This is a genomic window from Sulfuricurvum sp., from assembly GCF_023229695.1.
Lineage (GTDB): Bacteria > Campylobacterota > Campylobacteria > Campylobacterales > Sulfurimonadaceae > Sulfuricurvum.
Map to the genome: position 1 here is coordinate 127,691 of NZ_JALNYS010000003.1, position 19,971 is coordinate 147,661.

A 19,971-nucleotide genomic window follows, 5' to 3' on the forward strand; every position below is an offset into this window, starting at 1 on the left:
AATGAATAGATTTATATTACTGATCGTTTTTTGGATGAACGGATGGGGCTATGAGCTGCAGGAAAACTATTTTTTTGAGAACCGCGTCATCTATTCGAACGATCTGATCCCGGAACTCCCCAAAAAATTTGAAATACTCCGCATCCCGGACGAGCTGAACCACTACCGGATCAATGCCCGGATTCTGGTCAAATCGTTTGAACTCAACGGGATAGAGGTGGATACGGGGCGGGTCCGTTTTGTCAACTTTTCCCAAAAGAGCCCCGTCGATTTCACACCGATCCGACAGCAGCTTTCCGCCGCATTTCTCAGCCGCTATCCCACGATGCAGATCGATGAGATTCTCATCACGCCGCGCGGCTATCTTGACTCCCTCCCCAAAAATGTCAAAGCCCTCTACGATCCGAAAGTGTTTCAAAATGCAAAAGGGACCCTCTATTTTCTCGACAATCAAAACGTCCGCCGCTACCTCGACTACAGCGTGAGCGCGACGATCAACGTCCTCCATACCGCCCAAAAAGTGACCCGCAAAGATCCCCTCAGCGACTCCAATACCCTCCTCAAACCGATCCCTTTTGAGCGTTTCAAAGATTTTCCTCTGACCGCCGTCCCCTCCGATTTACACCGCTTTCGCGCCACCCTTAAAGCAGACGTCCCGCTGATCGCCCGAAATATCGAGGCTTCTCCCCTCGTTCAACGGGGTGAAAAAGTGACCGTCGAGATTCGCAACGGAAATGTAAACGTCGAATTTGGTGCCGTCGCAACGCAAGAGGGTGGACTGTATGATATGATTACGATCCAAAAAAATGACGGCAAACGGGTCAAAGCCAAAGTAATCGGAGAGAGACGGGTGGAACTTTTATGAAAATTGTCGTCGGGATCAGCGGTGCCAGCGGTGCGGCTCTGGGTATTAAACTGGTACAAAAGCTCCCCCTTACGGTACAAAAGCATCTGATCCTCTCCGAACACGCCAAAATCGTGTTGGAGAAAGAGGAGAACCTCAGTGTGCATGAAAATCACGAGATATGGGCTTCCGTCGCATCCGGTTCGTACGGGGCGGATGCGATGATCATCGTCCCCTGCAGCATGAACACTCTGGCTAAAATCGCATGCGGCATCGCGGACAATCTGATTACCCGCGCCGCGAGCGTCATGATCAAAGAGCGGCGCACCCTGATCCTCGCCCCCCGTGAGATCCCTTTTTCTCCGATTGCATTGGAGAACATGCATAAGCTCTCCATGATGGGGGTCATTATCGCCCCCCCCGTACTGGCCTATTACGGAGGACAAAATACACTCGAAGCAATGGAGGATTTTATGATCGGAAAATGGTTTGACCTGATAGGGATCGAAAATACTCTTTACAAGCGATGGGATTCGTAATGCATAAAATAGCTTTATACCCCGGAACCTTCGATCCCATTACCAACGGCCATTTCGACATCATCGAACGGGCACTCAAGCTGTTTGACGAAGTGATCATTGCCGTTGCCGAATCGCGTGACAAACGGCCGATGTTTACCCTGGATCAACGGGTAGAGATGACCAATCTGTCCGTCGAAAATTTCGAGCGGGTGCGGGTCGTCGGATTTGACAATCTCACGGTAGAGTTGGCCCATACTCTGGGGGCTACCGTACTGATCCGTGGCTTGCGCGCCGTCAGCGATTTTGAGTTTGAATTGCAGTTGGGATATCTGAACAACTCGCTTGATCCCACGATTGAGACGGTCTATTTGATGCCCAAACTCAAACATGCCTTCATCAGCTCCTCTATCGTCCGAAATCTTCTCAAATTCAACGGCAAAACGGAACATCTCCTCCCGTTGCCGGTCCAGAAGGTTATCTGGGATATGAAATCCTGCACATTACCCGAGGCCGCACCATGTATATAGCGATTGAGGGGATCGATACCGCAGGCAAAAGCACCCAAATCGAATCTCTGCGTTCTCTATTTCCCGATGCTTTGATCACCAAAGAACCGGGCGGAACGACAGCCGGAGTAGCGATCCGCAATATGGTTCTGCACGGCAATTTGGTCAGTAAAACAGCCGAATTGTTCCTCTTTCTGGCCGATCGTGCCGAGCATACCGAATCGCTCATCGTTCCGAATTTGGATAGACTAATCATCAGCGACCGTTCCGCCGTATCGGGTATGGCCTACGCCAGTGTCCAGAACCTGTGCGACGAATCGACACTCGTACTCCTTAACCGTCTGGTTACGGGCGGTACTCTCCCGGAGGCTGTATTTATCCTCAAACTGACCCCTGAAGAGCTAACCTTTCGTCTGAGCCAAAAAGAGCACGACGTGATCGAATCGCGCGGTATCGATTATCTGCTGAGTATTCAAGATGCCCTGATCTCTGCGGCCTATGCCCTCGGAATCCGAACCCATGTAATCGATGCGACACAATCTATTGATACAATTACAACTGAAATTTCAACCCTACTCAAAGGAGCCTTATGATCCAATCTCTGCGCGGAATGAACGATATCCTCTCATCCGAATACGAACGTTTTGAATACTTTCTGACCACTGCTTCGGAAATTGCCAAACGATACGGATTTCATTACATCGAAACCCCTTTACTCGAAGAGACGGCCCTCTTCAAGCGATCGGTCGGAGAATCAAGCGATATCGTCGGCAAAGAGATGTATCAGTTTACCGATAAAGGGGGAAATGATGTCTGTCTTCGTCCAGAAGGGACAGCCGGAGTCGTACGGGCCTTCGTCCAGCACAAACTGGATAAAAAAGGGGGGATCCACCGCTTCTATTATCACGGTCCGATGTTTCGCTATGAACGTCCCCAAAAAGGGCGGCTGAGAGAATTCCACCAGTTCGGCGTGGAGAGCTTCGGTGTCGATTCGGTCTACGAAGATGCGTTGATGATCATGATGGTGTCCGATACCCTCAAAGCACTCGGAATCGGACATCGCCTCAAGCTCAACTCCCTCGGAGATCAAAACTGTATGCCGGCCTACCGCGAAAAATTGGTCCGTTTTATCGAATCGTGCGAAGATGCGATCTGCCCGGATTGTGAGCGCCGTAAACTCACCAACCCGATCCGCGTCCTCGACTGCAAAAATGAGGGGTGCCAAGCCCTTTACGTCAAGGCTCCGAAGCTGATCGAAAACCTCTGCGACGGATGCTTGAGCGATTTTGACACCCTTAAAACGATTTTGGACAACCATGCGATCGGGTATGAAATCGACACGAACCTCGTGCGGGGATTGGATTACTACTCTAAAACGGCCTTTGAATTCGTCAGCGACGACATCGGTTCTCAAAGTGCCATTGCCGGAGGGGGGCGCTACGACCGTTTAATCGAGTTTTTGGACGGAAAATCGACTCCGGCGGTCGGTTTTGCGCTGGGGATCGAACGGCTTCTTGAGCTGATCGTGATGCCCGAACCCACTCGAAGAGGATATTATCTCGGAGCCATGGATCCCGAATCCATCCCGGATATCCTCAAAGCGGCCGAGAGCCTCCGACAATCCGAAAAAGCGGTGGTCGATTATGAGGCAAAAAGTTTGAAGGCCCACCTCAAAGGGGCCGACCGGATCAATGCCCGCTATTGTGCCGTCATCGGTGAAAACGAGCGTAAAGAGGGGACAATCTGGATCAAAGATCTGGTCGAAAAACAAGAGTCCACCCTCCCGCTTACCCATCTTATTATGAAAGAGAACGCATGAAAACCTACGGAATCGACATTTGGGGCGAAAACAATTTTATGATCGATCAGGGGATGATCAAAGTCAACTATAAAAGTTCCCCCTCATTGCTGGAGATTACCCAGAAAATTCGGAAAACCAATCTCCGTGGTCCGCTGATTTTGCGTTTTCCCCACTTGATCGGCAAACAGATAGATGCCCTCTACTCCAATTTTCGCCGCGCCATTTTCGAAAACGATTACACCGGAAAATTTCATGCCGTCTTCCCGTTGAAAGTCAATCAGTTCCCCGAAGCGGTCGATGCCATTGTCGAACACGGTGAAAAATACAATTACGGTCTCGAAGCCGGTTCCAAAGCCGAACTCGCCCTTGCTATGGCCAAAACCCCGTTGGGCTCCCCTATCACCGTAAACGGCTTCAAAGACGAAGAGATGGTTACCCTCGGATTTATGGCGGCCCAAATGGGACATGAAATTACCATTACCATCGAAGGGCTCGGAGAGTTGGAGTGGATCATCGACGTAGCCCAACAATGCAACCTCAAAGTTCCCAACATCGGAATCCGGGTCCGTCTTCAATCCGAGGGGAGCGGAATCTGGGCAAAAAGCAGCGGCCTCAACGCCAAATTCGGCCTTACCTCTACCGAATTGATTGAAGCCATATCGATGCTTCAAGAAAACAATATGCTCGAATATTTCACCATGATCCATTTCCATGTCGGTTCCCAGATGCAGGAGATTGCGACCTTAAAACGGGTATTGCGTGAAGCCGGAAACATCTACGCCGAATTGAAAAAAATGGGGGCGGACAATTTAAGAGCCATCAATATCGGAGGGGGGCTTGCCGTCGAATATTCCCAGCACACCTCTACCCGAATGCGTAACTATACCCTCGAAGAGTTCTCCAACAGCGTCGTCTTTTTGCTCCGTGAAATCATGAACGCAAAAGGGGTTGCCCATCCCGACATCTTTACCGAATCGGGCCGTTTTATCGTCGCCTCCCACTCCGTTTTGATCGCTCCCGTTTTGGAGCTCTTTTCACACGATTATCAAACCAAATCGCTTAAGCTCAAAGAGCAAAACCCTCCGCTCATCGAAGAGTTGCGTGAGCTCAATGCCCTCCTCGCTCCACGCACCTGTATCGAGTATATGCACGATGCCCTGGATCACATGGAATCGCTTCTTACTCTCTTTAATCTGGGTCATATCGACTTGCAGGACCGCTCAAACGCCGAAATTCTGGTCCACCAGATCATCAAAAAATCGCTTTACCTTTCGCAGGACAATCCGATGCCTGAAATCGAGCGTCTGCAGGTAAAACTCCAGGAGCGCTATCTCATCAATACCTCTATTTTCCAGAGTATTCCCGATTACTGGGGACTACAGCAGCAATTTCCGATCATGCCGCTGGACCGTCTCGACAAACCGGCGATCCGTGCCGCCAGTTTGTGGGACATCACCTGCGACAGCGACGGAGAGATCCGGTTCAAACCCGAAACTCCCCTCTATCTGCACGACATCGATCTGGACGAAGAGGAGTATTTCCTCGCATTCTTCAATGTCGGGGCCTATCAGGAGACATTGGGGATGAATCACAACCTCTTCACCCATCCTAGCGAATGTACGATTCTGATCAACGATACGGGGTATGAGATCGAAAATTTTACCGAATCGGACAACATTCTCAATATTCTCGAAGATATCGGCTATGACTCGTCGAAACTTCTGACCAACCTTAAAAATAAACTAGCCATCTGTGACTTTATTACAGAAGAAGAAAAAGGTGATACACTTCAAAGACTAGAAATGTACCTTTATCAAAACGGGTACCTGCGAACTACTCGATAAGGATATAATTTGGGACTTTTTTCTGAAATTGCTGAAGATTTTTCGAACGTTTATAAAAATGACCCCGCTATTAGCTCCCGCGTTGAATTGCTGTTCAACTATCCCGGGGTCTGGGCAATTTTTTGGTATCGTATCTCCAGCCGTCTTTACCGAAAAGGGTTTAGAGCTTTAGCCCGTACCCTGATGGGAATCAATCAGATTATTACCAATATCGATATCCATCCGGGGGCCACTATCGGGCGCAGGGTCTTTATCGATCACGGCACCGGTGTTGTTATCGGACAAACCACCGTCATTGAAGACGATGTCCTGATTTATCAGGGGGTTACCCTCGGAGGGGTCAGTCTCGTCCACGGCAAACGCCATCCCACGATTAAAAGCGGAGTCGTTATCGGAGCGGGGGCAAAAGTTCTCGGCAATATTACGATCGGTGCCAACTCAAAAGTGGGGGCCAATTCCGTCGTCGTACGGGAAGTTCCGCCGAACAGTACCGCCATCGGGATACCGGCCCACGTCATCCAAAAAGGGAGGGACAAAGATCCTTTCAGCCACAATAAACTCCCCGATATCAATAAAGAGATGTTTGAATATCTTCTTAAAAGGGTAGCCGTTCTGGAACACTATATGGTCCAGGACAACAAAGAGATTCTGGAACAGGATTTACAGCTGGAGAATATTTACGAATCCTTTATCAAAGCGATGAAACATTGATCGGGTTTTTCCGTTTCTCTTTTTTCACGGCATTTACTGCCGTCACGGCGCTTGCTTTTCTCCCCGATTATTCAGGACTCCCCCCTATCGTCTGTGTCAGTGATCTGATGAATCATACCCTTGCTTTTATGGTCTTGTACCTCCTTTTTACCCTCTCCTTCTGCTACACCGTTAAACAGAAGTTGGGAATCTTTTTCCTCTACGCCATCGGGATTGAAGCCGTTCAATATCTCTTGCCGACACGCTGTGCCTCTTTCGAGGATATCGCCGCCGACAGTGTCGGTATCCTCATCGCCTATTTTATCACCGTAAATCTCCCCCTATTCCGCCGCTTTGGCCCTTCTTGTTAATGGGCTTTTAACCTGAAACGCTTTAGAATAGGGTAATTTACTACAGTTAATGAGCATAGCATGAAATATTCACCGTTGAAAGGGGCCTTTCTCCTAAGCCTTTGCTCTGCCATTGCCCTGAACGCAGCGGTTTTAACCTCTTCCCAACTCCGTTTCGGCCTTTCAAAAAACAGTTTCCCCTCTACCCTTGCCGATTTTGCTTCGCAGCGCTCCGAGGATGACGAATTGTGGTATTGGCTTAATCTGGCCCGCCTTCAACAAGCCAACGGCGATTTCAACCTCTCGATTCAATCGTTTGAAAAGGGGTATGCCATTTTAGACGAATACGAGAACCGGGCTACCGTAAGCCTCCGCAATCTCTCCTCTTTCGTAGGCTCAGCGCTCCTCACCAAAGGATCGGAATCTTATTACGGCAAAGGGTATGAGCGGACACTGATGCACACCCTCAATGCCCTGAATTACATTATGAGCGGTGATTTTGAAGGGGCCGCCGTCGAAATGCGAAGAATGGAGCAGCGGCAGGAGTTTTGGCTCAAAGAGAGCGAAGAGAAAATCAAAAAAGCCGCCGAAGAGAAAGAAAAAGCCAAACGGCAGGGAAATGAGATCCCCTCAATTCCCCAAGGCTATTCGATGGCCGCACTCCTCGAAGACAGCGATGTGCGTGAGATGGCCAACAATTATCAGGACCCTTTTTCCTACACCCTCAGCAGTATTATTCTCGATATTTCAGGGCAATCGGCGGCATCCGGAAACTCAGCCGAAATCAGCCTGAAAAGGGCGTTAGCCCTCAATCCGAACGTCACCAAAGCATTTGTCAAATCCCCTCAGGGTTCCCCGGCCTCCGTGACCAAACAAAGTACTAAGATGAACGTTACCGTCATCGTACTCGCGGGAGAGGCCCCCTCGTTGAAGATCGAAAAAATCCGTTTTCCGATCTATTACGCTTCCGAATACACCAGCATCGATTTACCCTCCTACACCCCCCCTGTAAATGATATCAACGGAGTCACCATTATGAGCAACAAAATGCGGCTGCACCCCCCCAGACTCCTAAATACCGATATCATGGCCTACAGAACCCTGAAAGATGAACTCCCCGGCGAATTGGCCAAAGCGGTCGTTCGGGCAACGACCAAAGCGATCACTGCCAAGCAGGCAAGTGACCATTTTGGAAATTTAGGGGGATTTGTGGCATCATTAGTCATGGATGCCGGGAGTTCACTCGTCGATGCCGGCTACCGAAATTGGGAAGTGTTGCCAAATTCAGGATATATTATGCAATTTGAAACCAAAAAGGGGGGGATACTCTCCCTCTCGATGAACGGTCACGAAGAGTCCCTTACCCTCCCCGCCGATAAAAAAGGGGCAGTGGTTCTTGTCTCTTACCTAACACCCGATAATATAAGGATTGATCATGTCGCCTATTAAAACTCTACTTGCCGCCGTCACTGCGGGGGCCCTTGCAACTGCACTTTTTACAGGATGTTCCGCCAATAAAGTGAGCATCATCGGAGACAAACGTGTTGAAATTATCAAGCATAAAAGTATCACCGATGGAAAGTTTCTCAAACTGGTCGCGGAACTCAAAAATGACGACAGCGACGAAACCGAAGGGTTTGTCTACCGCGTCAAATGGTTTGACGACAACGGAATCCTCAAAGATACGACCTCTTGGAAACCGATCGTAATCCATAAAAATCAACGCGTTCAGATTGTCGAAATGTCCAATCTTACCGATGTCACCAGCTACGAAATTGAAGTCTCCGTGCCGGAAAAACTCTAACAAGGAAATATTGATGAAAATGATGACAAAAACCTCCCTTTTCTTAGCCGTGGGCGCAACGGCACTTTTAATGAACGGATGTGCAAAACCCGGCGGAGCCGGGATGGTCGGATACGATTCGACCGTCAAATACGGCGATGCCAAAGCAACCGAAACCGTCACGGCAGACTTTGGTTCCACCGATTTGCAGTCAACCGCCGAAGCGATGACCCAATCGCTGTTGGAATCGCGCTATATTATCAAAGCGCAGCAACCTCCGAAAGTGCGTCTGCGTACGGTCAACAATCTGACCTATGAGCACATCGACACCAAAGCGATTACCGATAAAATCCGTATCAAACTCCTCAAATCGGGACAGGTACGATTTTTAGCGGACAAAGCCAATCTGGGGGAAGTGAGCGACGAGAGAGATTTGACGACCACCGCGACGACCAAAGCCGATCTCAAATCGATGACCGACAGTGACTATATTATTACCGGAAATGTCCGATCGATCAAAAAAGCCAACGATACCGTCAAAGATGTCTATTACAATATCTCGTTGGAGCTGGTCGATCCCCAAAGCGGAGAGATCTTATGGGCCGATGAGAAAGAGATTCGCAAGGTTACCTCGAAATCTTCCGTAGGTTGGTAAAAATGAGACTCCCTTCTCTGGCAGCCGCCCTTTTGACGTTTTCGTATGTGGCCCTTTGGGCCTCCCCTATTCCTGAGGGAAAAACGGTAGAGGTAGCCCCTCTCACATACCATTATACGGTAGTTCAACATTTTGAAAACAGCGTACATGAATCGTCCCATCCCCTCAGTGACACCCCTGCGAAGGATCAAAACAGCTCCAATGAGTTGAATGCCGGCAAATTTACCTATTTCACCCACACCCTCAAGGATCGCGAAGAGAAATCCTCACGCTACCAAGACACCCTCATCGTCGAGAAAACGATGCAATCAGATAAGATGACCTCCGTTATCGAAACCGCGCTCAGCCATGCAGGGGTCCCTATGGGCACATCGGGAGAGTACCTCCTTACCGGATCGATCAAAGCGATGCGGACCGATAAACCCCGCCGTATACCCGATGGAACCGACACCCGTTTTTCGGTCGAATCCACCACGTCGCTTTACCTTCAGATTACCGATAAAAATTCGGGAAAAACCATTTTCGCCGACACCTTTACGGGGATCGGTAAACGTGATTTCCACCGATCCGATCCGATTCCGGTCGACAAAAGCGTTGACCTCTCGGTTCAGGATCTGAGTGCGCAAATTACCAAAGCCTTTGGCGGGGAGAAAAAATCCAAAGAGAGCGTCGATTACCGAGATTCTCCCGGCAAACGGCTGATTGACTAGATGTGACCTTGTTCTGCAAGAACTCTTCTGCCTCGAAGAGGCAAGCTTTAGTGCCATAGCAGCTAGCGTAGTGCTTTGAGCGTTGCTCAAAGCACGTTTAAAAGAGAGTTCTGAAAGAACTCTAAAAGGGGGTCAAAATGAAATATTTTCTATACGTATGCGGGCTCTTTGCCCTTGCCGGTACGACCGTGCAGGGGGAGTATCTGCTGGGACAGGGGAACCATATTTTTGTCGACGGAAAAGAGTATGTGCCGCTCAGCGATGAGCCGATGGAGAGTGTCCAATCCCCTTCCGACCAGACCCCCTCCGAAGTGTGCTGGTATGAGCGAGTCCCCCTCCCTCCCGAAACCGATGTCAATGTCGGCGGTGCAATCGTCGGCGGGGTCATCGGCGGCGTCCTCGGGCACCAGATCGGGGGTGGAAGCGGAAAAACGGCGGCGACCATCGCCGGAGCCGCCATCGGGACGGCTATCGGCGCAAAGCCGACAGAGTCAGCACCCCGTTATCAATTAATCCGCAGATGCAACACAGTGCGCTGATTTATCCTCCGCCGGTGTCCGCCATCACCCTTTAATCGGATCAATAATCTCTACCACATCGAGTCCAAACCCGCCAAGCCCGGCGAAATCGGCGGTTTTGGTATCGGTGATGAGACGCATGTGGCGAACCCCGAGTGCTTTTAGGATCTGTGCGCCGATCCCGTACTCTCTCATGTTGCCGTGCTGATGATGAGGCTTGTCGATAAAGAGCAAAACACCGCTGTTGTGCTTGAGATAGTGTATCGAATCGATCAGCTGAGCATAGCGGCTCTGATTCAGCAGAAGCTCGATATCGGGAACGATATTATGCACTTTGACGTTCGCCGTTTCACCCGCTTTATAAAAGATAATGGCCGTATGGCGATTCTCCTGATGATCCAGAAACACATATTGTTTCACCTGCACCCCGAAAAAATCGATCTCCTCTTCCGACACGGCCCGTACCAGCATCTCGTTAGCAAGACGAAATTCGACGATATCGGAGATGTAAACGGTCTTAAGATTGTGTTTTGCCGCAAAAATATCGAGATCGTCACGACGGGCCATACTCCCGTCCTCTTTCATAATTTCACAGATAACCGCCGACTCCGCCAATCCGGAGAGACGGCACAAATCAACAGACCCTTCCGTATGTCCGATGCGGACCAGAGTCCCCCCCTCTTTGGCAATCAGCGGAAAAATATGCCCCGGTGCTACGAGTTCGGAAGGCTGAGAAAGAGGATTTGCCAGGATTTTAATCGTCATGTCCCGTTCATGGGTCGAAATACCGGTTGTCGCCGCCGTCGCATCAACGGAGACGGTAAATGCCGTCTCGTGCATCGAGGTATTGGAGCGCACCATCGGTTCCAAACTCAATCGTTTCGCTATCTGAGGATTAATCGCGACGCAAATCAGCCCTTTGGCATGTGTTGCCATAAAATTAACGTGTTCCGGAGTCGAAAAAACCGAAGCGTATACCAAATCGCCCTCATTCTCACGGTCTTCATCATCGACCATGATCACCATTCGCCCTTTTTTAAACTCTTCAATCGCTTCCAATACTCTTTGCGTTGCTGACATCATTCACTCTTCACCTAATTATTTCTTTTTTATTATAGAATAAATGGGCTAAAACTATGCTCTCGTAGTAGAAATGGGCTTATTTTCAAAGTTCTTTTCATTATCTCTTGACAAATAGGTGAAAAATGACTATAATTTCGGCCTCTTAACGAGAACGTTGGGGTGTCGCCAAGCGGTAAGGCAACTGGTTTTGGTCCAGTCATTCGGGGGTTCGAATCCCTCCTCCCCATCCACTTTTATACCGCGGAGTAGAGCAGTCCGGTAGCTCGTCGGGCTCATAACCCGAAGGTCGTCAGTTCAAATCTGGCCTCCGCAACCAAACTAGACATAAACATTTCTTCTTTCAATTTAAAGAAATTATAACACCCTTTTCATACCGCGGAATAGAGCAGTCCGGTAGCTCGTCGGGCTCATAACCCGAAGGTCGTAGGTTCAAATCCTGCTTCCGCAACCAAACCTTATTATCACTTCAATCTTTCATATCATCCAAAACTTTACGACGATTACAACTCCCCCCTAAACGCTTTATCCAAAATAGACGATTTCAACTCTTTGAGACTCTCCATTTTTTCTTTCTGAATCGATTTAACTTTTTCCATTTTTTCGGATACAGAATCTAAATAGTCTACGACTTTTTGTTGGATTTGAAGTGGGGGTAATGGGACAATGAAGCTTTCTATCATACTTTTAGTTATAGCTTCTCTTGTTGCCCCACCTGATGAGCTAAATAATAAATCAGATTTAATTGAAGGGCTTATCAAATAATAATGTAAAAACTTTGGTAACATATCGTTTTTTAATCTAATTATTGAGACGTGTTGATTGACTCTAGCAGGCAAAATTGATTCATCAACGATGCAACATCTTGCGACAGAAGCTCCAGTAATATTCAATAAAACATCATTTGCTTCGACCGTTACATTACTCAATTTTTTAGCTTGAGTATCATCTATAAAAGCAAGATTTTTGAATCTAAAACCGTAATCGTGGACATTCATACTTCTAATTAAACTTATGCCTTCTGTTTTATAAGCTTTTTGTCCTCCAGATGGAGTTGCACCACTTCCTATTTTGCTGGTAATATCTTTTAATAATACATTCTTCTCCCACTTCTCGTCATCCCGAACTTGATTCGGGATCCATTGGTTAATTGTGGATTCCGTGTCAAGCACGGAATGACGGTCGAAAACCTCATTTAAAACACTCCCCATAAAAGCATCCGCTTCATCCATATTTTTTTGATGAAGTTCGATGGATTTATCGATTTTGGCAAAAAGTAAATCGAGTTTTGAAACGATTCGTTGTTGCTCTGAGAGTGATGGAAGTAACATTTCATATTCTTCTAAAGCTTCTTTATTTATTCCGCTTTGACCAGCCGACCTTTGAGATAATCCAATAATATAATTTTGTATTGAAGGATTTTGTAAAAATCTAAATAAATATTCACTTGATAATTCATCTATTTTTGGTTTGGCTTTCATCAAAGCAACGTTATAAGCACCTTCAATACCTCGAAGAATTTGAAACACTGGTGGTCCATATCTACCAATCATAATCTCATCTTTAGTACAAAACTTTTTTGTACTATCTTCTGGAATATAAACAATATAATTATCAGATTTGTAATCTCTTATTTGTATCAATCTTACATAGCCATCTTTCTTAATTTCTGAGAAAGTAGATTTTGGTGGTTGTGAACCACCGATAAAATCAATTAAATTTGTAAGTTTATATAACTCACTCATTGATATCTTTCCCAATCAATATTGCTTCGATTTCATTCATCAAATCATTAATTTCTTCATTGTTTAGTTTGATATTTTCTACAAGTTCGATGGGTGATTTATGCTCTATTGCTTCGTTTCGATTGGGATTTTTTGCCGATATGTCAAAATCTTTGATGTCGTTGATATTTACTATCCAACTATTCTCCGTGATGGTTCTATCTTTCCATACGGATAAAAATTCCGAGAAATGATCGTAGGTAATCGGTTTGTTCTTGGTGAGTTTCGAAGTTGGATTGACTTCGTAATAAAATATATCCGATGTCGATCCGTTTCTATCGAAAAAGATGACATTCGTTTTAACGCCACTGTACGGCAAAAACACCCCTGATGGCAAACTAAGTATTGTATGAACATTAAAACGCTCTAACAGCTCTTGCTTAACCGCTTGGAACGCATTATTGGTTTGAAATAATACACCCTCTGGGATTACCACCCCACATCGTCCATTTACTTTCAAACTGTTCATCATGTGTTGAAGAAAAAGTAGCTCGGTCGCATTTGATTTGATGGGGAAGTTTTGTTGGATTTGCTCTTTTTCTTTTCCACCAAATGGAGGATTTGCTAGGATAATATCGTAACGATCTTTTTCCTCTAGCCCTCGGATATCTTTGGTCAGAGTATTGGTCTTGTAGATATTCGGGGATTCGATACCATGTAAAATCATATTCATTACACCCATCACATAGGACAATGGTGTTTTCTCATTTCCGAAAAATGTATCTTCGCTCAAAAACTTCAACTGATTGACGGATATATCACGTTGTTTGTTCTCTTTTGCGTCTATGTAGCGGATATGGTTGTAGGCTTCGATCAAGAATCCACAACTCCCCACTGCGGGATCATAGATCGTTTGCCCGACTTGTGGATCAACTACATCTGTCATTACCTTGATAAGTGGGCGTGGAGTATAAAACTCCCCACTGTTTCCACCATCACTTCCCATATCTTTGAGGAGTTTTTCATAAATGATTGAGAGTTGAAAAAGATCGGATTGGTTATGAAAATCCAACTCATCGATAATATCCAATATCTCTCTGATCGTATGCCCATTTGCGATACGGTTATCTAGGTATTCGAATATAGCACCAATCTTATATTTGATCGATTTTGGATCTTCTGTAATCGATTTAAACCCTTTTAGATACGGGAATAGCTCTTTGTTTACAAAGTCCAGTAGATCAGCTCCACTTTTGGCATTGATGAGATCGATTTTTCCATTGACTTTCGGAACTGCCCAATTGCTCCATTTGAATTTATCATCTAAAATAGTGTTGTAGTCTTTACCAATCAGTAATGCTTCATCTGCTTTTGAGTCTTCGAGATCATTGAGAAATTTTAGAAATAATATCCAACTGATTTGCTCTGTATAGTGCATCGCACCGCTAATACCGTCATCACGTCTTAGGATGTCAGTTATTCTGTTTATTTTTGATTCCAATTAAAATTCCTGACTATATTTTTTTATATCATAAGCGCACAGCAATTTTTTATAATTCGATGTTGTTTTGTCTTCTGCATTAATTAAATAAATTTCAGCATCTTTTATGTCAATATTATCATTCATTATTCCCCATAAAATTGAATTTGCTTTATTACTAATTGATATATTTTCATCATTAATTATTTCATCAATTGTCTTATGGTCATGGTGAAGCGAAAAAGCAATTTTCTCAACGGCATTAGAAATATTTCTATCTTGATTTTCTTTAAATTCGGAATATCTGGTAATTTTTTGATTTATTTTATAAAAGCCATAAATTGGAAAATACTGATTTTTACTAACAGTTTGTTTGTCAATTAGAGATAATAGCTGGCTGTTCTCATCGCTGATTATTTTAAAATAATCAGCAATCATTTCGTTAATTGTTTGATACTCATATTTAATTGTTTTACTTGAACCAATTGCCAATACTTTATCGGAATTTTTCAAACTGTTCAAATCTTCTGTAATACTAACTTTTATATCTCCACCCGCATATATTTCCTTAACTATATTCTGTACTTTTTTTACATCCATAGCTGATATCGGTAAATTTAAATCTGACAATGTTTCATAAATTAATTCAAAATTATCTGTTTTTAGTTTATTAATTCTTATTATTGTGTCATCCATATTAATATCATAATCACTAACAATATTATTTTCAGAATTTTCTTCATATTCAATCAATAAAAAATTGCTCTTTATTTTGTTAGCTAATTCAGATTTTGGATTGATATAAGAAAAAATCGTTTTCAATATTTTTTTTATATTAGTATCTTCGATACTATATCCTAAAAATATTATTGGATTATGTATGAATAATGAAAGCAATTGCGCTCTAATCAAATCATATTCTTTATCAAATTTATGATAATCATTACCTGTAATAATTATATTTTCAATATTTGATATACATCCATGTATTTTATAGACTGAGCCATACGGATTACTTAATAAGATATCATTGCCTATTAATGGTGTAAATTCAAATGTTTTTTCTATAAATTCATCATAATTTGTTGTAATTATTGAACCAATATTCTTTCTAATCTTCTTAAAGATTTCTACTTCTTTTAGCTTTTCTTCCTTGATTTCTATCGAATTTAATATCATTGAAATATATATTTTAAATCGACTAATATTTTTATCTTCTTTCATATATGCGTAAAATTTATCATTTACTTCTTTGAAACTACCATTTCTATCTTTTTCTAATTCAACATTAAAATCATTTTCTAAAAGTAAAGCAATTTGTGCAAAATCATATTTACCATTTATATAACATTTTGATTTCAAATCCAAGTAGTATTCATCATTATTTCGTAATGCTTGAGCAATATAAGAAAGTAAATCATCCCAATTGTAAGATTGCTTAAGATACCTAAGACTAATACCAGTACCAATAAACAAAACAGGATGATTCCTATATTTTAATATAAATTCATTAATGTCCATTTTAACCTCTATTTTTCATCTATAAATCTCTTTCTGTAACTCAAGATACTCATTCCCCATCTGAGGTATCCCACCAAAATTGGATGCTACCTCTCTAATAGTTCCCAATCCGCTCAAATCCACCAACTTACCGAGCTTGTCATCATCCAACTCTTTCACACCGTCTTTACGGTATCTATCCAATATAAATTCGATAAATTGTTTTGCTTTTTCGTTGTGATATTTATCTATGAAATCGGAGTTTTCAACCGCTATAACTCTTTCATTACGGCTTTTGATATCCATATTGAATGATAGATGCGCCAATACATCATAGATATCACTATCTTGTGCTTCAAATATCTGTTTTAGGTCATCCAGTTGAGATTCATCGATATTCATCTCTTTGAGTTTACCCAGTAAGTCTTTACGGTTTTTTGGATTACTCCATATTTCTCGCAAGCCCTCTTCATCATTGTAAAATTTCCCTAATACTCCAATGAGCAATTCCAAATAATCTTCGGTTTTGAGAGGGATACCGTCTTCACCGACATAGGTTGTTTCGATATTGATAACTTTTAGCTTTTTACCTCTGATATCAATGGTCACTTTTTCTTTGTAATTTTGATGATCTATGGATTCCGTGTCAAGCACGGAATGACGGGCATTATCATCTTCTTCTTTTATTTCTTTGTCATCCCGAACTTGATTCGGGATCTCTTTTGCTTCTATGGGCAGGTCTTCTCCGTCCCATTTAGGGTCATAAAACAGATTCGTTGCCCCTACGAAGTCCATAATGGTAAAAAAGTCTTTCCCCTCATATACCCTCGTACCTCGTCCAATAATCTGTTTAAACTCGGTCATGGATTTTATCGGTACGGTCAATACAACATTTCTAACGTTTTTCGCATCGACACCCGTCGTGAGCATCTTCGATGATGTCAGAATGGTTGGGATATCTCTATCGTTGTTTTGAAACATTTCTAAAAAGTTTCTCCCTATGTCACCCTCATCCGATGTGACCCTGACACAATAGTTATTGTCTTTGATCGTTTTGAATTTATCGATTGCGATTTTCATATCGGATGCGTGGGATTGGTTGACACAGAAAATGATCGTTTTATCCATTGGGTTCATATTTTCTAAAATTGTTTTGGCTACCAACTCGGTTCGTTTAGGGATGACGATCTGTTTTTCGAACTGCTCTAGTGTAACGATTTGACTCTCTAGTTCACCTGTAATAATATCGTTAGGATCAAATCGGTACTCATCGATATTGGTCTGTATACGCTTCACTTTGTACGGTGTGAGAAATCCATCATTGATACCGTCTTTGAGAGAGTATTCGTAGACTGGATCACCAAAATATTCATACGTGTCCCCGTTATCATCCCGTTTAGGGGTAGCGGTTAATCCCAAATGAACGGCGGATTTAAAATGATTTAGTATCTCTCTCCAACTGCTATCATTATTGGCACTTCCTCTATGACACTCATCGATAATGATCAAATCAAAAAAGTTATGGGGGTATTGTTTGTAATAGGCGGTTACATCATCTTCGGTATTGGCTTCATCCGATTTTCTCTCGGCTATGGATTGATAAATAGCAAAAAAGACATTGGCATTTGTGGGGACTTTCCCCCCTCTTTTTTTAATCTCTTTACCGTTAATGCGTACACAATCTTTTTCCAATGGATTAAACGTATTCATCGATTGATCGGCTAATACGTTTCTATCTGCTAAGAATAAAACTTTTGGTCTTCTATCACTTCCGTCTCGATTCCATTTGGATTGGAATAATCGATACACGATTTGAAAAGAGATATAGGTTTTACCCGTACCCGTTGCGAGAGTGAGCAATACCCTATCATCCCCGTTCACTATTGCTTCAATCGTTTTTTGAACCGCAATTTGTTGATAGAAACGGGGCTTCATTGACCCTTCGATATGAAAAGGATAGGTGATGATTGTTTCTTGTTTGGTTTGGGGCTGTCCGTATTTTCGCTCAAATAGTTCGGTTGGTGTTGGATAACTTTCGATCCATCTACCGTTACCCTCTTTCAATGAGTGTTCGTAAATTTTATGTCCGTTAGTGGTGTATACGTAATCGATACGGAGTTTTTCAGCGTAGTTAATAGATTGTTGTAATCCATCCAGTGGGTCTTTGTTTTCGGCTTTGGCTTCGATGATGGCTAGGTTGGTATTTTTGTAGGTAAGGAGGTAATCCACAAAATATTGTTTACCTCTTTTGTTACCGATAAGTTTACGCCCGTCAGTGAAAAAATACTCTCTAACGATATGGGATTCATTCCATTCGCTCTCTTTGATTCTTGGATCAATGAGTTTTGAACGAGTATCTGATTCAGAGAAGGCCATTAGCGATTCCACCACTTTGCTATAAGTAGTCACTATTCTAGCCAAAACAATATCAATTCAAAGTTTAAAAAATAAATATTTCCAAATAAAGAATAACTATAATTGTATAAAGAACATCAAGTATAAGATAAAATTCCTATTTTAAAGCGTGTAATACAATCTCACCACGATAAAAGTTTTTGTCATTCGTTACAATCCGATCACTATGGCTTCTAAGAGCACAAACGTATTGGAGCATATCAAAATCATCCTTATCTCCCATGAGACCCATCGCTTCTTTGATGGTATCGATATCGATAGCAATCACATCGATAAAGATCAATAACTTTTCAAGCTCTGCAATAATATTTTTGGAAGATAATTTTTTAGATGCAACGTAATAAACCGTTGTAAAAATATCGCAACTGGTGCACAGCTCACTACCGCTTACGATAGCCTCTTTCACAAATTCACGAGTTATTTCTATATTACCACGATCACTATCGATGAGATCAAGGATAATATTAGCGTCTAAAAAATACTTAGCCATTGCCCATCTCTGTTTTTAAATCATTAAAGTCTTTCCCGCCCAATGAAAATGAACCAAGTTCAGATAAAGCAGCAAGCTTATGTTCAATTTTACCTGCTTGGGCTTCTTTGATAAGGGTCCGATATCTTTCAATATCAATTACAACAGCGAAAGGCTTCTCACGTTTTGTGATAATGATATCTTCGTGTTTAAGATTATCGAGCAGATGAGTTTGTTGCTTAAGTTGAGTTGCTGAAATGTTCATCTTAACTCCTTTTGTCTATTTATATCATTATACCTTTTAAACGATTGTATATCAACAATTATTTTAAATAGCCAAGTTCAGTCCAATTGTCCTATCAAATACTTTACGCTTAAACGTGACAGTTTTATGAAACTACTTCACCCGATTGACAGGGCGGAAAGCGTTAAAAAAAGGACACCTGCGTGTCGTTTTTAGCTTGTAGCGAGGCATCTGTTGAGTTAAACGAAACCGATGTCACAGGTGTGAAGAGCAATCGCTATATTGAGATTACCGCACGACCGATTGATCCGGAGTTCGAACGTAAAAAAGAAGAGTACGCCCAAGCACTTCGCAAAGTCGAAGCGGGTAATAGCTATTCTATAAACGAAAGTTTTTGGGATAAAATGCACGCATCCATCGAAGCCGTTTAATCGCAATGCAAAGAAGCGAAAAAATCGCCGAAGATTTGGAAAAAATCCTCATCTATATTGCCAAAGACTCTAAACCCTCAGCTCATCGATTCGTTAACGAACTGTACGAAACGCTTTATCGTATTGAACCCTATCTCTACAAATACTGTAAATCCATCTATTTTGACGACGAAACGATCAGAGATTGTATTTTCAAGGGGTATGTGGTGCCTTATACCAAACTTCATTAACTAAGTATACTCTCGTCATTCCGTGCTACGACACGGAATCTAATGCAAGAGATGGATCCCGTATCAAGTACGGGATGACAAAATGCGTATATACAGTTAAAGATAGACGGTATTATAAAATCTCCGATACCAAAATAATTTTATTGGGAATAACAAAATATCGTAGAGGTTTGTAA

General features: G+C 43.2%; 22 protein-coding genes and 3 tRNA genes. 18 read left to right on the top strand and 7 right to left on the bottom strand.

The window, feature by feature from the left end:
• Position 1 precedes the first annotated feature (1 nt).
• The 13 genes from flgA (at position 2) to M0P91_RS03120 (ending at position 10,243) form a co-directional block, all read left to right on the top strand.
• The gene (flgA, locus tag M0P91_RS03060) at positions 2-865 is read left to right on the top strand and encodes a flagellar basal body P-ring formation chaperone FlgA (RefSeq protein WP_295064340.1); all 864 of its coding nucleotides are present in this window, start codon (positions 2-4) and stop codon (positions 863-865) included.
• The gene (locus M0P91_RS03065) at positions 862-1,383 is read left to right on the top strand and encodes a UbiX family flavin prenyltransferase (protein ID WP_295064343.1); all 522 of its coding nucleotides are present in this window, start codon (positions 862-864) and stop codon (positions 1,381-1,383) included. Before flgA ends, M0P91_RS03065 begins: the two co-directional genes overlap by 4 nt.
• Complete coding sequence (coaD, locus tag M0P91_RS03070) at positions 1,383-1,892, top strand: pantetheine-phosphate adenylyltransferase (protein ID WP_295064346.1); 510 nt, start codon at positions 1,383-1,385, stop codon at positions 1,890-1,892. Before M0P91_RS03065 ends, coaD begins: the two co-directional genes overlap by 1 nt.
• Positions 1,883-2,464 (top strand): dTMP kinase, encoded by a 582-nt coding sequence (gene tmk, locus M0P91_RS03075; protein WP_295064349.1) that lies wholly within the window; start codon positions 1,883-1,885, stop codon positions 2,462-2,464. Before coaD ends, tmk begins: the two co-directional genes overlap by 10 nt.
• The gene (gene hisS, locus M0P91_RS03080) at positions 2,461-3,690 is read left to right on the top strand and encodes a histidine--tRNA ligase (protein WP_295064351.1); all 1,230 of its coding nucleotides are present in this window, start codon (positions 2,461-2,463) and stop codon (positions 3,688-3,690) included. The genes tmk and hisS overlap by 4 nt, the downstream gene beginning before the upstream one ends.
• Positions 3,687-5,516: a biosynthetic arginine decarboxylase gene (gene speA / locus M0P91_RS03085; protein WP_295064354.1), complete on the top strand. Its 1,830-nt coding sequence runs from the start codon at positions 3,687-3,689 to the stop codon at positions 5,514-5,516. Before hisS ends, speA begins: the two co-directional genes overlap by 4 nt.
• A gap of 9 nt (positions 5,517-5,525) precedes the next feature.
• A complete protein-coding gene (gene cysE / locus M0P91_RS03090; protein ID WP_295064357.1) occupies positions 5,526-6,227 on the top strand; it encodes a serine O-acetyltransferase in 702 nt (233 codons plus the stop codon).
• Positions 6,224-6,577 (top strand): VanZ family protein, encoded by a 354-nt coding sequence (locus M0P91_RS03095; RefSeq protein ID WP_295064360.1) that lies wholly within the window; start codon positions 6,224-6,226, stop codon positions 6,575-6,577. Before cysE ends, M0P91_RS03095 begins: the two co-directional genes overlap by 4 nt.
• Positions 6,578-6,637: 60 nt before the next feature.
• Complete coding sequence (locus tag M0P91_RS03100) at positions 6,638-8,005, top strand: hypothetical protein (RefSeq protein WP_295064363.1); 1,368 nt, start codon at positions 6,638-6,640, stop codon at positions 8,003-8,005.
• Positions 7,992-8,360, top strand: a complete 369-nt coding sequence (locus tag M0P91_RS03105) for a DUF1425 domain-containing protein (protein ID WP_295064364.1) — start codon at positions 7,992-7,994, stop codon at positions 8,358-8,360. Before M0P91_RS03100 ends, M0P91_RS03105 begins: the two co-directional genes overlap by 14 nt.
• Before the next feature lie 13 nt (positions 8,361-8,373).
• Positions 8,374-8,994, top strand: a complete 621-nt coding sequence (locus M0P91_RS03110) for a penicillin-binding protein activator LpoB (protein ID WP_295064367.1) — start codon at positions 8,374-8,376, stop codon at positions 8,992-8,994.
• A gap of 2 nt (positions 8,995-8,996) precedes the next feature.
• On the top strand, positions 8,997-9,704 hold the full coding sequence (locus M0P91_RS03115; protein WP_295064370.1) for a hypothetical protein: 708 nt from the start codon (positions 8,997-8,999) through the stop codon (positions 9,702-9,704).
• 137 nt (positions 9,705-9,841) lie between these two features.
• Positions 9,842-10,243, top strand: coding sequence for a glycine zipper 2TM domain-containing protein (locus M0P91_RS03120; RefSeq protein ID WP_295064373.1), 402 nt, complete (start codon positions 9,842-9,844; stop codon positions 10,241-10,243).
• A gap of 24 nt (positions 10,244-10,267) precedes the next feature.
• On the opposite strand, the gene M0P91_RS03125 is transcribed toward M0P91_RS03120, so the two are convergent.
• Complete coding sequence (locus M0P91_RS03125; protein WP_295064487.1) at positions 10,268-11,302, bottom strand: bifunctional 3,4-dihydroxy-2-butanone 4-phosphate synthase/GTP cyclohydrolase II; 1,035 nt, start codon at positions 11,300-11,302, stop codon at positions 10,268-10,270.
• A 158-nt stretch (positions 11,303-11,460) separates the two neighbouring features.
• Here M0P91_RS03125 and M0P91_RS03130 point away from each other — a divergent pair.
• The 3 genes from M0P91_RS03130 (at position 11,461) to M0P91_RS03140 (ending at position 11,756) form a co-directional block, all read left to right on the top strand.
• Positions 11,461-11,535: transfer RNA gene (locus M0P91_RS03130), tRNA-Gln, on the top strand.
• Positions 11,536-11,544: 9 nt separating this feature from the next.
• Positions 11,545-11,621: transfer RNA gene (locus tag M0P91_RS03135), tRNA-Met, on the top strand.
• A gap of 58 nt (positions 11,622-11,679) precedes the next feature.
• Positions 11,680-11,756 (top strand) — tRNA-Met (locus M0P91_RS03140).
• 49 nt (positions 11,757-11,805) lie between these two features.
• On the opposite strand, the gene M0P91_RS03145 is transcribed toward M0P91_RS03140, so the two are convergent.
• The 6 genes from M0P91_RS03145 to M0P91_RS03170 all read right to left on the bottom strand — a co-directional run bounded on the left by M0P91_RS03145 (position 11,806) and on the right by M0P91_RS03170 (position 19,155).
• The gene (locus M0P91_RS03145; protein ID WP_295064376.1) at positions 11,806-13,047 is read right to left on the bottom strand and encodes a restriction endonuclease subunit S; all 1,242 of its coding nucleotides are present in this window, start codon (positions 13,045-13,047) and stop codon (positions 11,806-11,808) included.
• Complete coding sequence (locus M0P91_RS03150) at positions 13,040-14,527, bottom strand: class I SAM-dependent DNA methyltransferase (protein WP_295064379.1); 1,488 nt, start codon at positions 14,525-14,527, stop codon at positions 13,040-13,042. Before M0P91_RS03150 ends, M0P91_RS03145 begins: the two co-directional genes overlap by 8 nt.
• Complete coding sequence (locus M0P91_RS03155) at positions 14,528-16,027, bottom strand: SIR2 family protein (RefSeq protein ID WP_295064382.1); 1,500 nt, start codon at positions 16,025-16,027, stop codon at positions 14,528-14,530.
• Positions 16,028-16,042: 15 nt separating this feature from the next.
• Positions 16,043-18,382 carry an EcoAI/FtnUII family type I restriction enzme subunit R gene (gene hsdR, locus M0P91_RS03160; protein ID WP_366934054.1) on the bottom strand — a complete coding sequence of 780 codons (2,340 nt, stop codon included), beginning with the start codon at positions 18,380-18,382 and terminating at the stop codon, positions 16,043-16,045.
• Between the two features lie 136 nt (positions 18,383-18,518).
• The gene (locus tag M0P91_RS03165; protein WP_295064385.1) at positions 18,519-18,911 is read right to left on the bottom strand and encodes a PIN domain-containing protein; all 393 of its coding nucleotides are present in this window, start codon (positions 18,909-18,911) and stop codon (positions 18,519-18,521) included.
• Positions 18,904-19,155 carry a type II toxin-antitoxin system Phd/YefM family antitoxin gene (locus M0P91_RS03170; protein ID WP_295064388.1) on the bottom strand — a complete coding sequence of 84 codons (252 nt, stop codon included), beginning with the start codon at positions 19,153-19,155 and terminating at the stop codon, positions 18,904-18,906. The genes M0P91_RS03165 and M0P91_RS03170 overlap by 8 nt, the downstream gene beginning before the upstream one ends.
• 182 nt (positions 19,156-19,337) lie before the next feature.
• On the opposite strand from M0P91_RS03170, the gene M0P91_RS03175 reads away from it, so the two are divergent.
• Both M0P91_RS03175 and M0P91_RS03180 read left to right on the top strand, forming a co-directional pair.
• Positions 19,338-19,565: a hypothetical protein gene (locus tag M0P91_RS03175; protein WP_295064391.1), complete on the top strand. Its 228-nt coding sequence runs from the start codon at positions 19,338-19,340 to the stop codon at positions 19,563-19,565.
• 5 nt (positions 19,566-19,570) lie between these two features.
• A complete protein-coding gene (locus M0P91_RS03180; RefSeq protein ID WP_295064394.1) occupies positions 19,571-19,795 on the top strand; it encodes a type II toxin-antitoxin system RelE/ParE family toxin in 225 nt (74 codons plus the stop codon).
• The last annotated feature ends 176 nt before the right edge of the window (positions 19,796-19,971 follow it).

What these genes read in the sequence shown, in the direction of transcription:
- M0P91_RS03120 (WP_295064373.1), top strand. Translation starts at nt 9,842, where the DNA reads ATGAAATATTTTCTATACGTATGCGGGCTCTTTGCCCTTGCCGGTACG.
- M0P91_RS03110 (WP_295064367.1), top strand. Translation starts at nt 8,374, where the DNA reads ATGAAAATGATGACAAAAACCTCCCTTTTCTTAGCCGTGGGCGCAACG.
- M0P91_RS03100 (WP_295064363.1), top strand. Translation starts at nt 6,638, where the DNA reads ATGAAATATTCACCGTTGAAAGGGGCCTTTCTCCTAAGCCTTTGCTCT.
- M0P91_RS03125 (WP_295064487.1), bottom strand. Translation starts at nt 11,302, where the DNA reads ATGTCAGCAACGCAAAGAGTATTGGAAGCGATTGAAGAGTTTAAAAAA.
- M0P91_RS03145 (WP_295064376.1), bottom strand. Translation starts at nt 13,047, where the DNA reads ATGAGTGAGTTATATAAACTTACAAATTTAATTGATTTTATCGGTGGT.
- speA (WP_295064354.1), top strand. Translation starts at nt 3,687, where the DNA reads ATGAAAACCTACGGAATCGACATTTGGGGCGAAAACAATTTTATGATC.
- M0P91_RS03165 (WP_295064385.1), bottom strand. Translation starts at nt 18,911, where the DNA reads ATGGCTAAGTATTTTTTAGACGCTAATATTATCCTTGATCTCATCGAT.
- M0P91_RS03180 (WP_295064394.1), top strand. Translation starts at nt 19,571, where the DNA reads ATGCAAAGAAGCGAAAAAATCGCCGAAGATTTGGAAAAAATCCTCATC.
- tmk (WP_295064349.1), top strand. Translation starts at nt 1,883, where the DNA reads ATGTATATAGCGATTGAGGGGATCGATACCGCAGGCAAAAGCACCCAA.
- M0P91_RS03065 (WP_295064343.1), top strand. Translation starts at nt 862, where the DNA reads ATGAAAATTGTCGTCGGGATCAGCGGTGCCAGCGGTGCGGCTCTGGGT.
- M0P91_RS03115 (WP_295064370.1), top strand. Translation starts at nt 8,997, where the DNA reads ATGAGACTCCCTTCTCTGGCAGCCGCCCTTTTGACGTTTTCGTATGTG.
- hsdR (WP_366934054.1), bottom strand. Translation starts at nt 18,382, where the DNA reads ATGGCCTTCTCTGAATCAGATACTCGTTCAAAACTCATTGATCCAAGA.
- coaD (WP_295064346.1), top strand. Translation starts at nt 1,383, where the DNA reads ATGCATAAAATAGCTTTATACCCCGGAACCTTCGATCCCATTACCAAC.
- hisS (WP_295064351.1), top strand. Translation starts at nt 2,461, where the DNA reads ATGATCCAATCTCTGCGCGGAATGAACGATATCCTCTCATCCGAATAC.
- M0P91_RS03105 (WP_295064364.1), top strand. Translation starts at nt 7,992, where the DNA reads ATGTCGCCTATTAAAACTCTACTTGCCGCCGTCACTGCGGGGGCCCTT.
- flgA (WP_295064340.1), top strand. Translation starts at nt 2, where the DNA reads ATGAATAGATTTATATTACTGATCGTTTTTTGGATGAACGGATGGGGC.
- M0P91_RS03155 (WP_295064382.1), bottom strand. Translation starts at nt 16,027, where the DNA reads ATGGACATTAATGAATTTATATTAAAATATAGGAATCATCCTGTTTTG.
- M0P91_RS03170 (WP_295064388.1), bottom strand. Translation starts at nt 19,155, where the DNA reads ATGAACATTTCAGCAACTCAACTTAAGCAACAAACTCATCTGCTCGAT.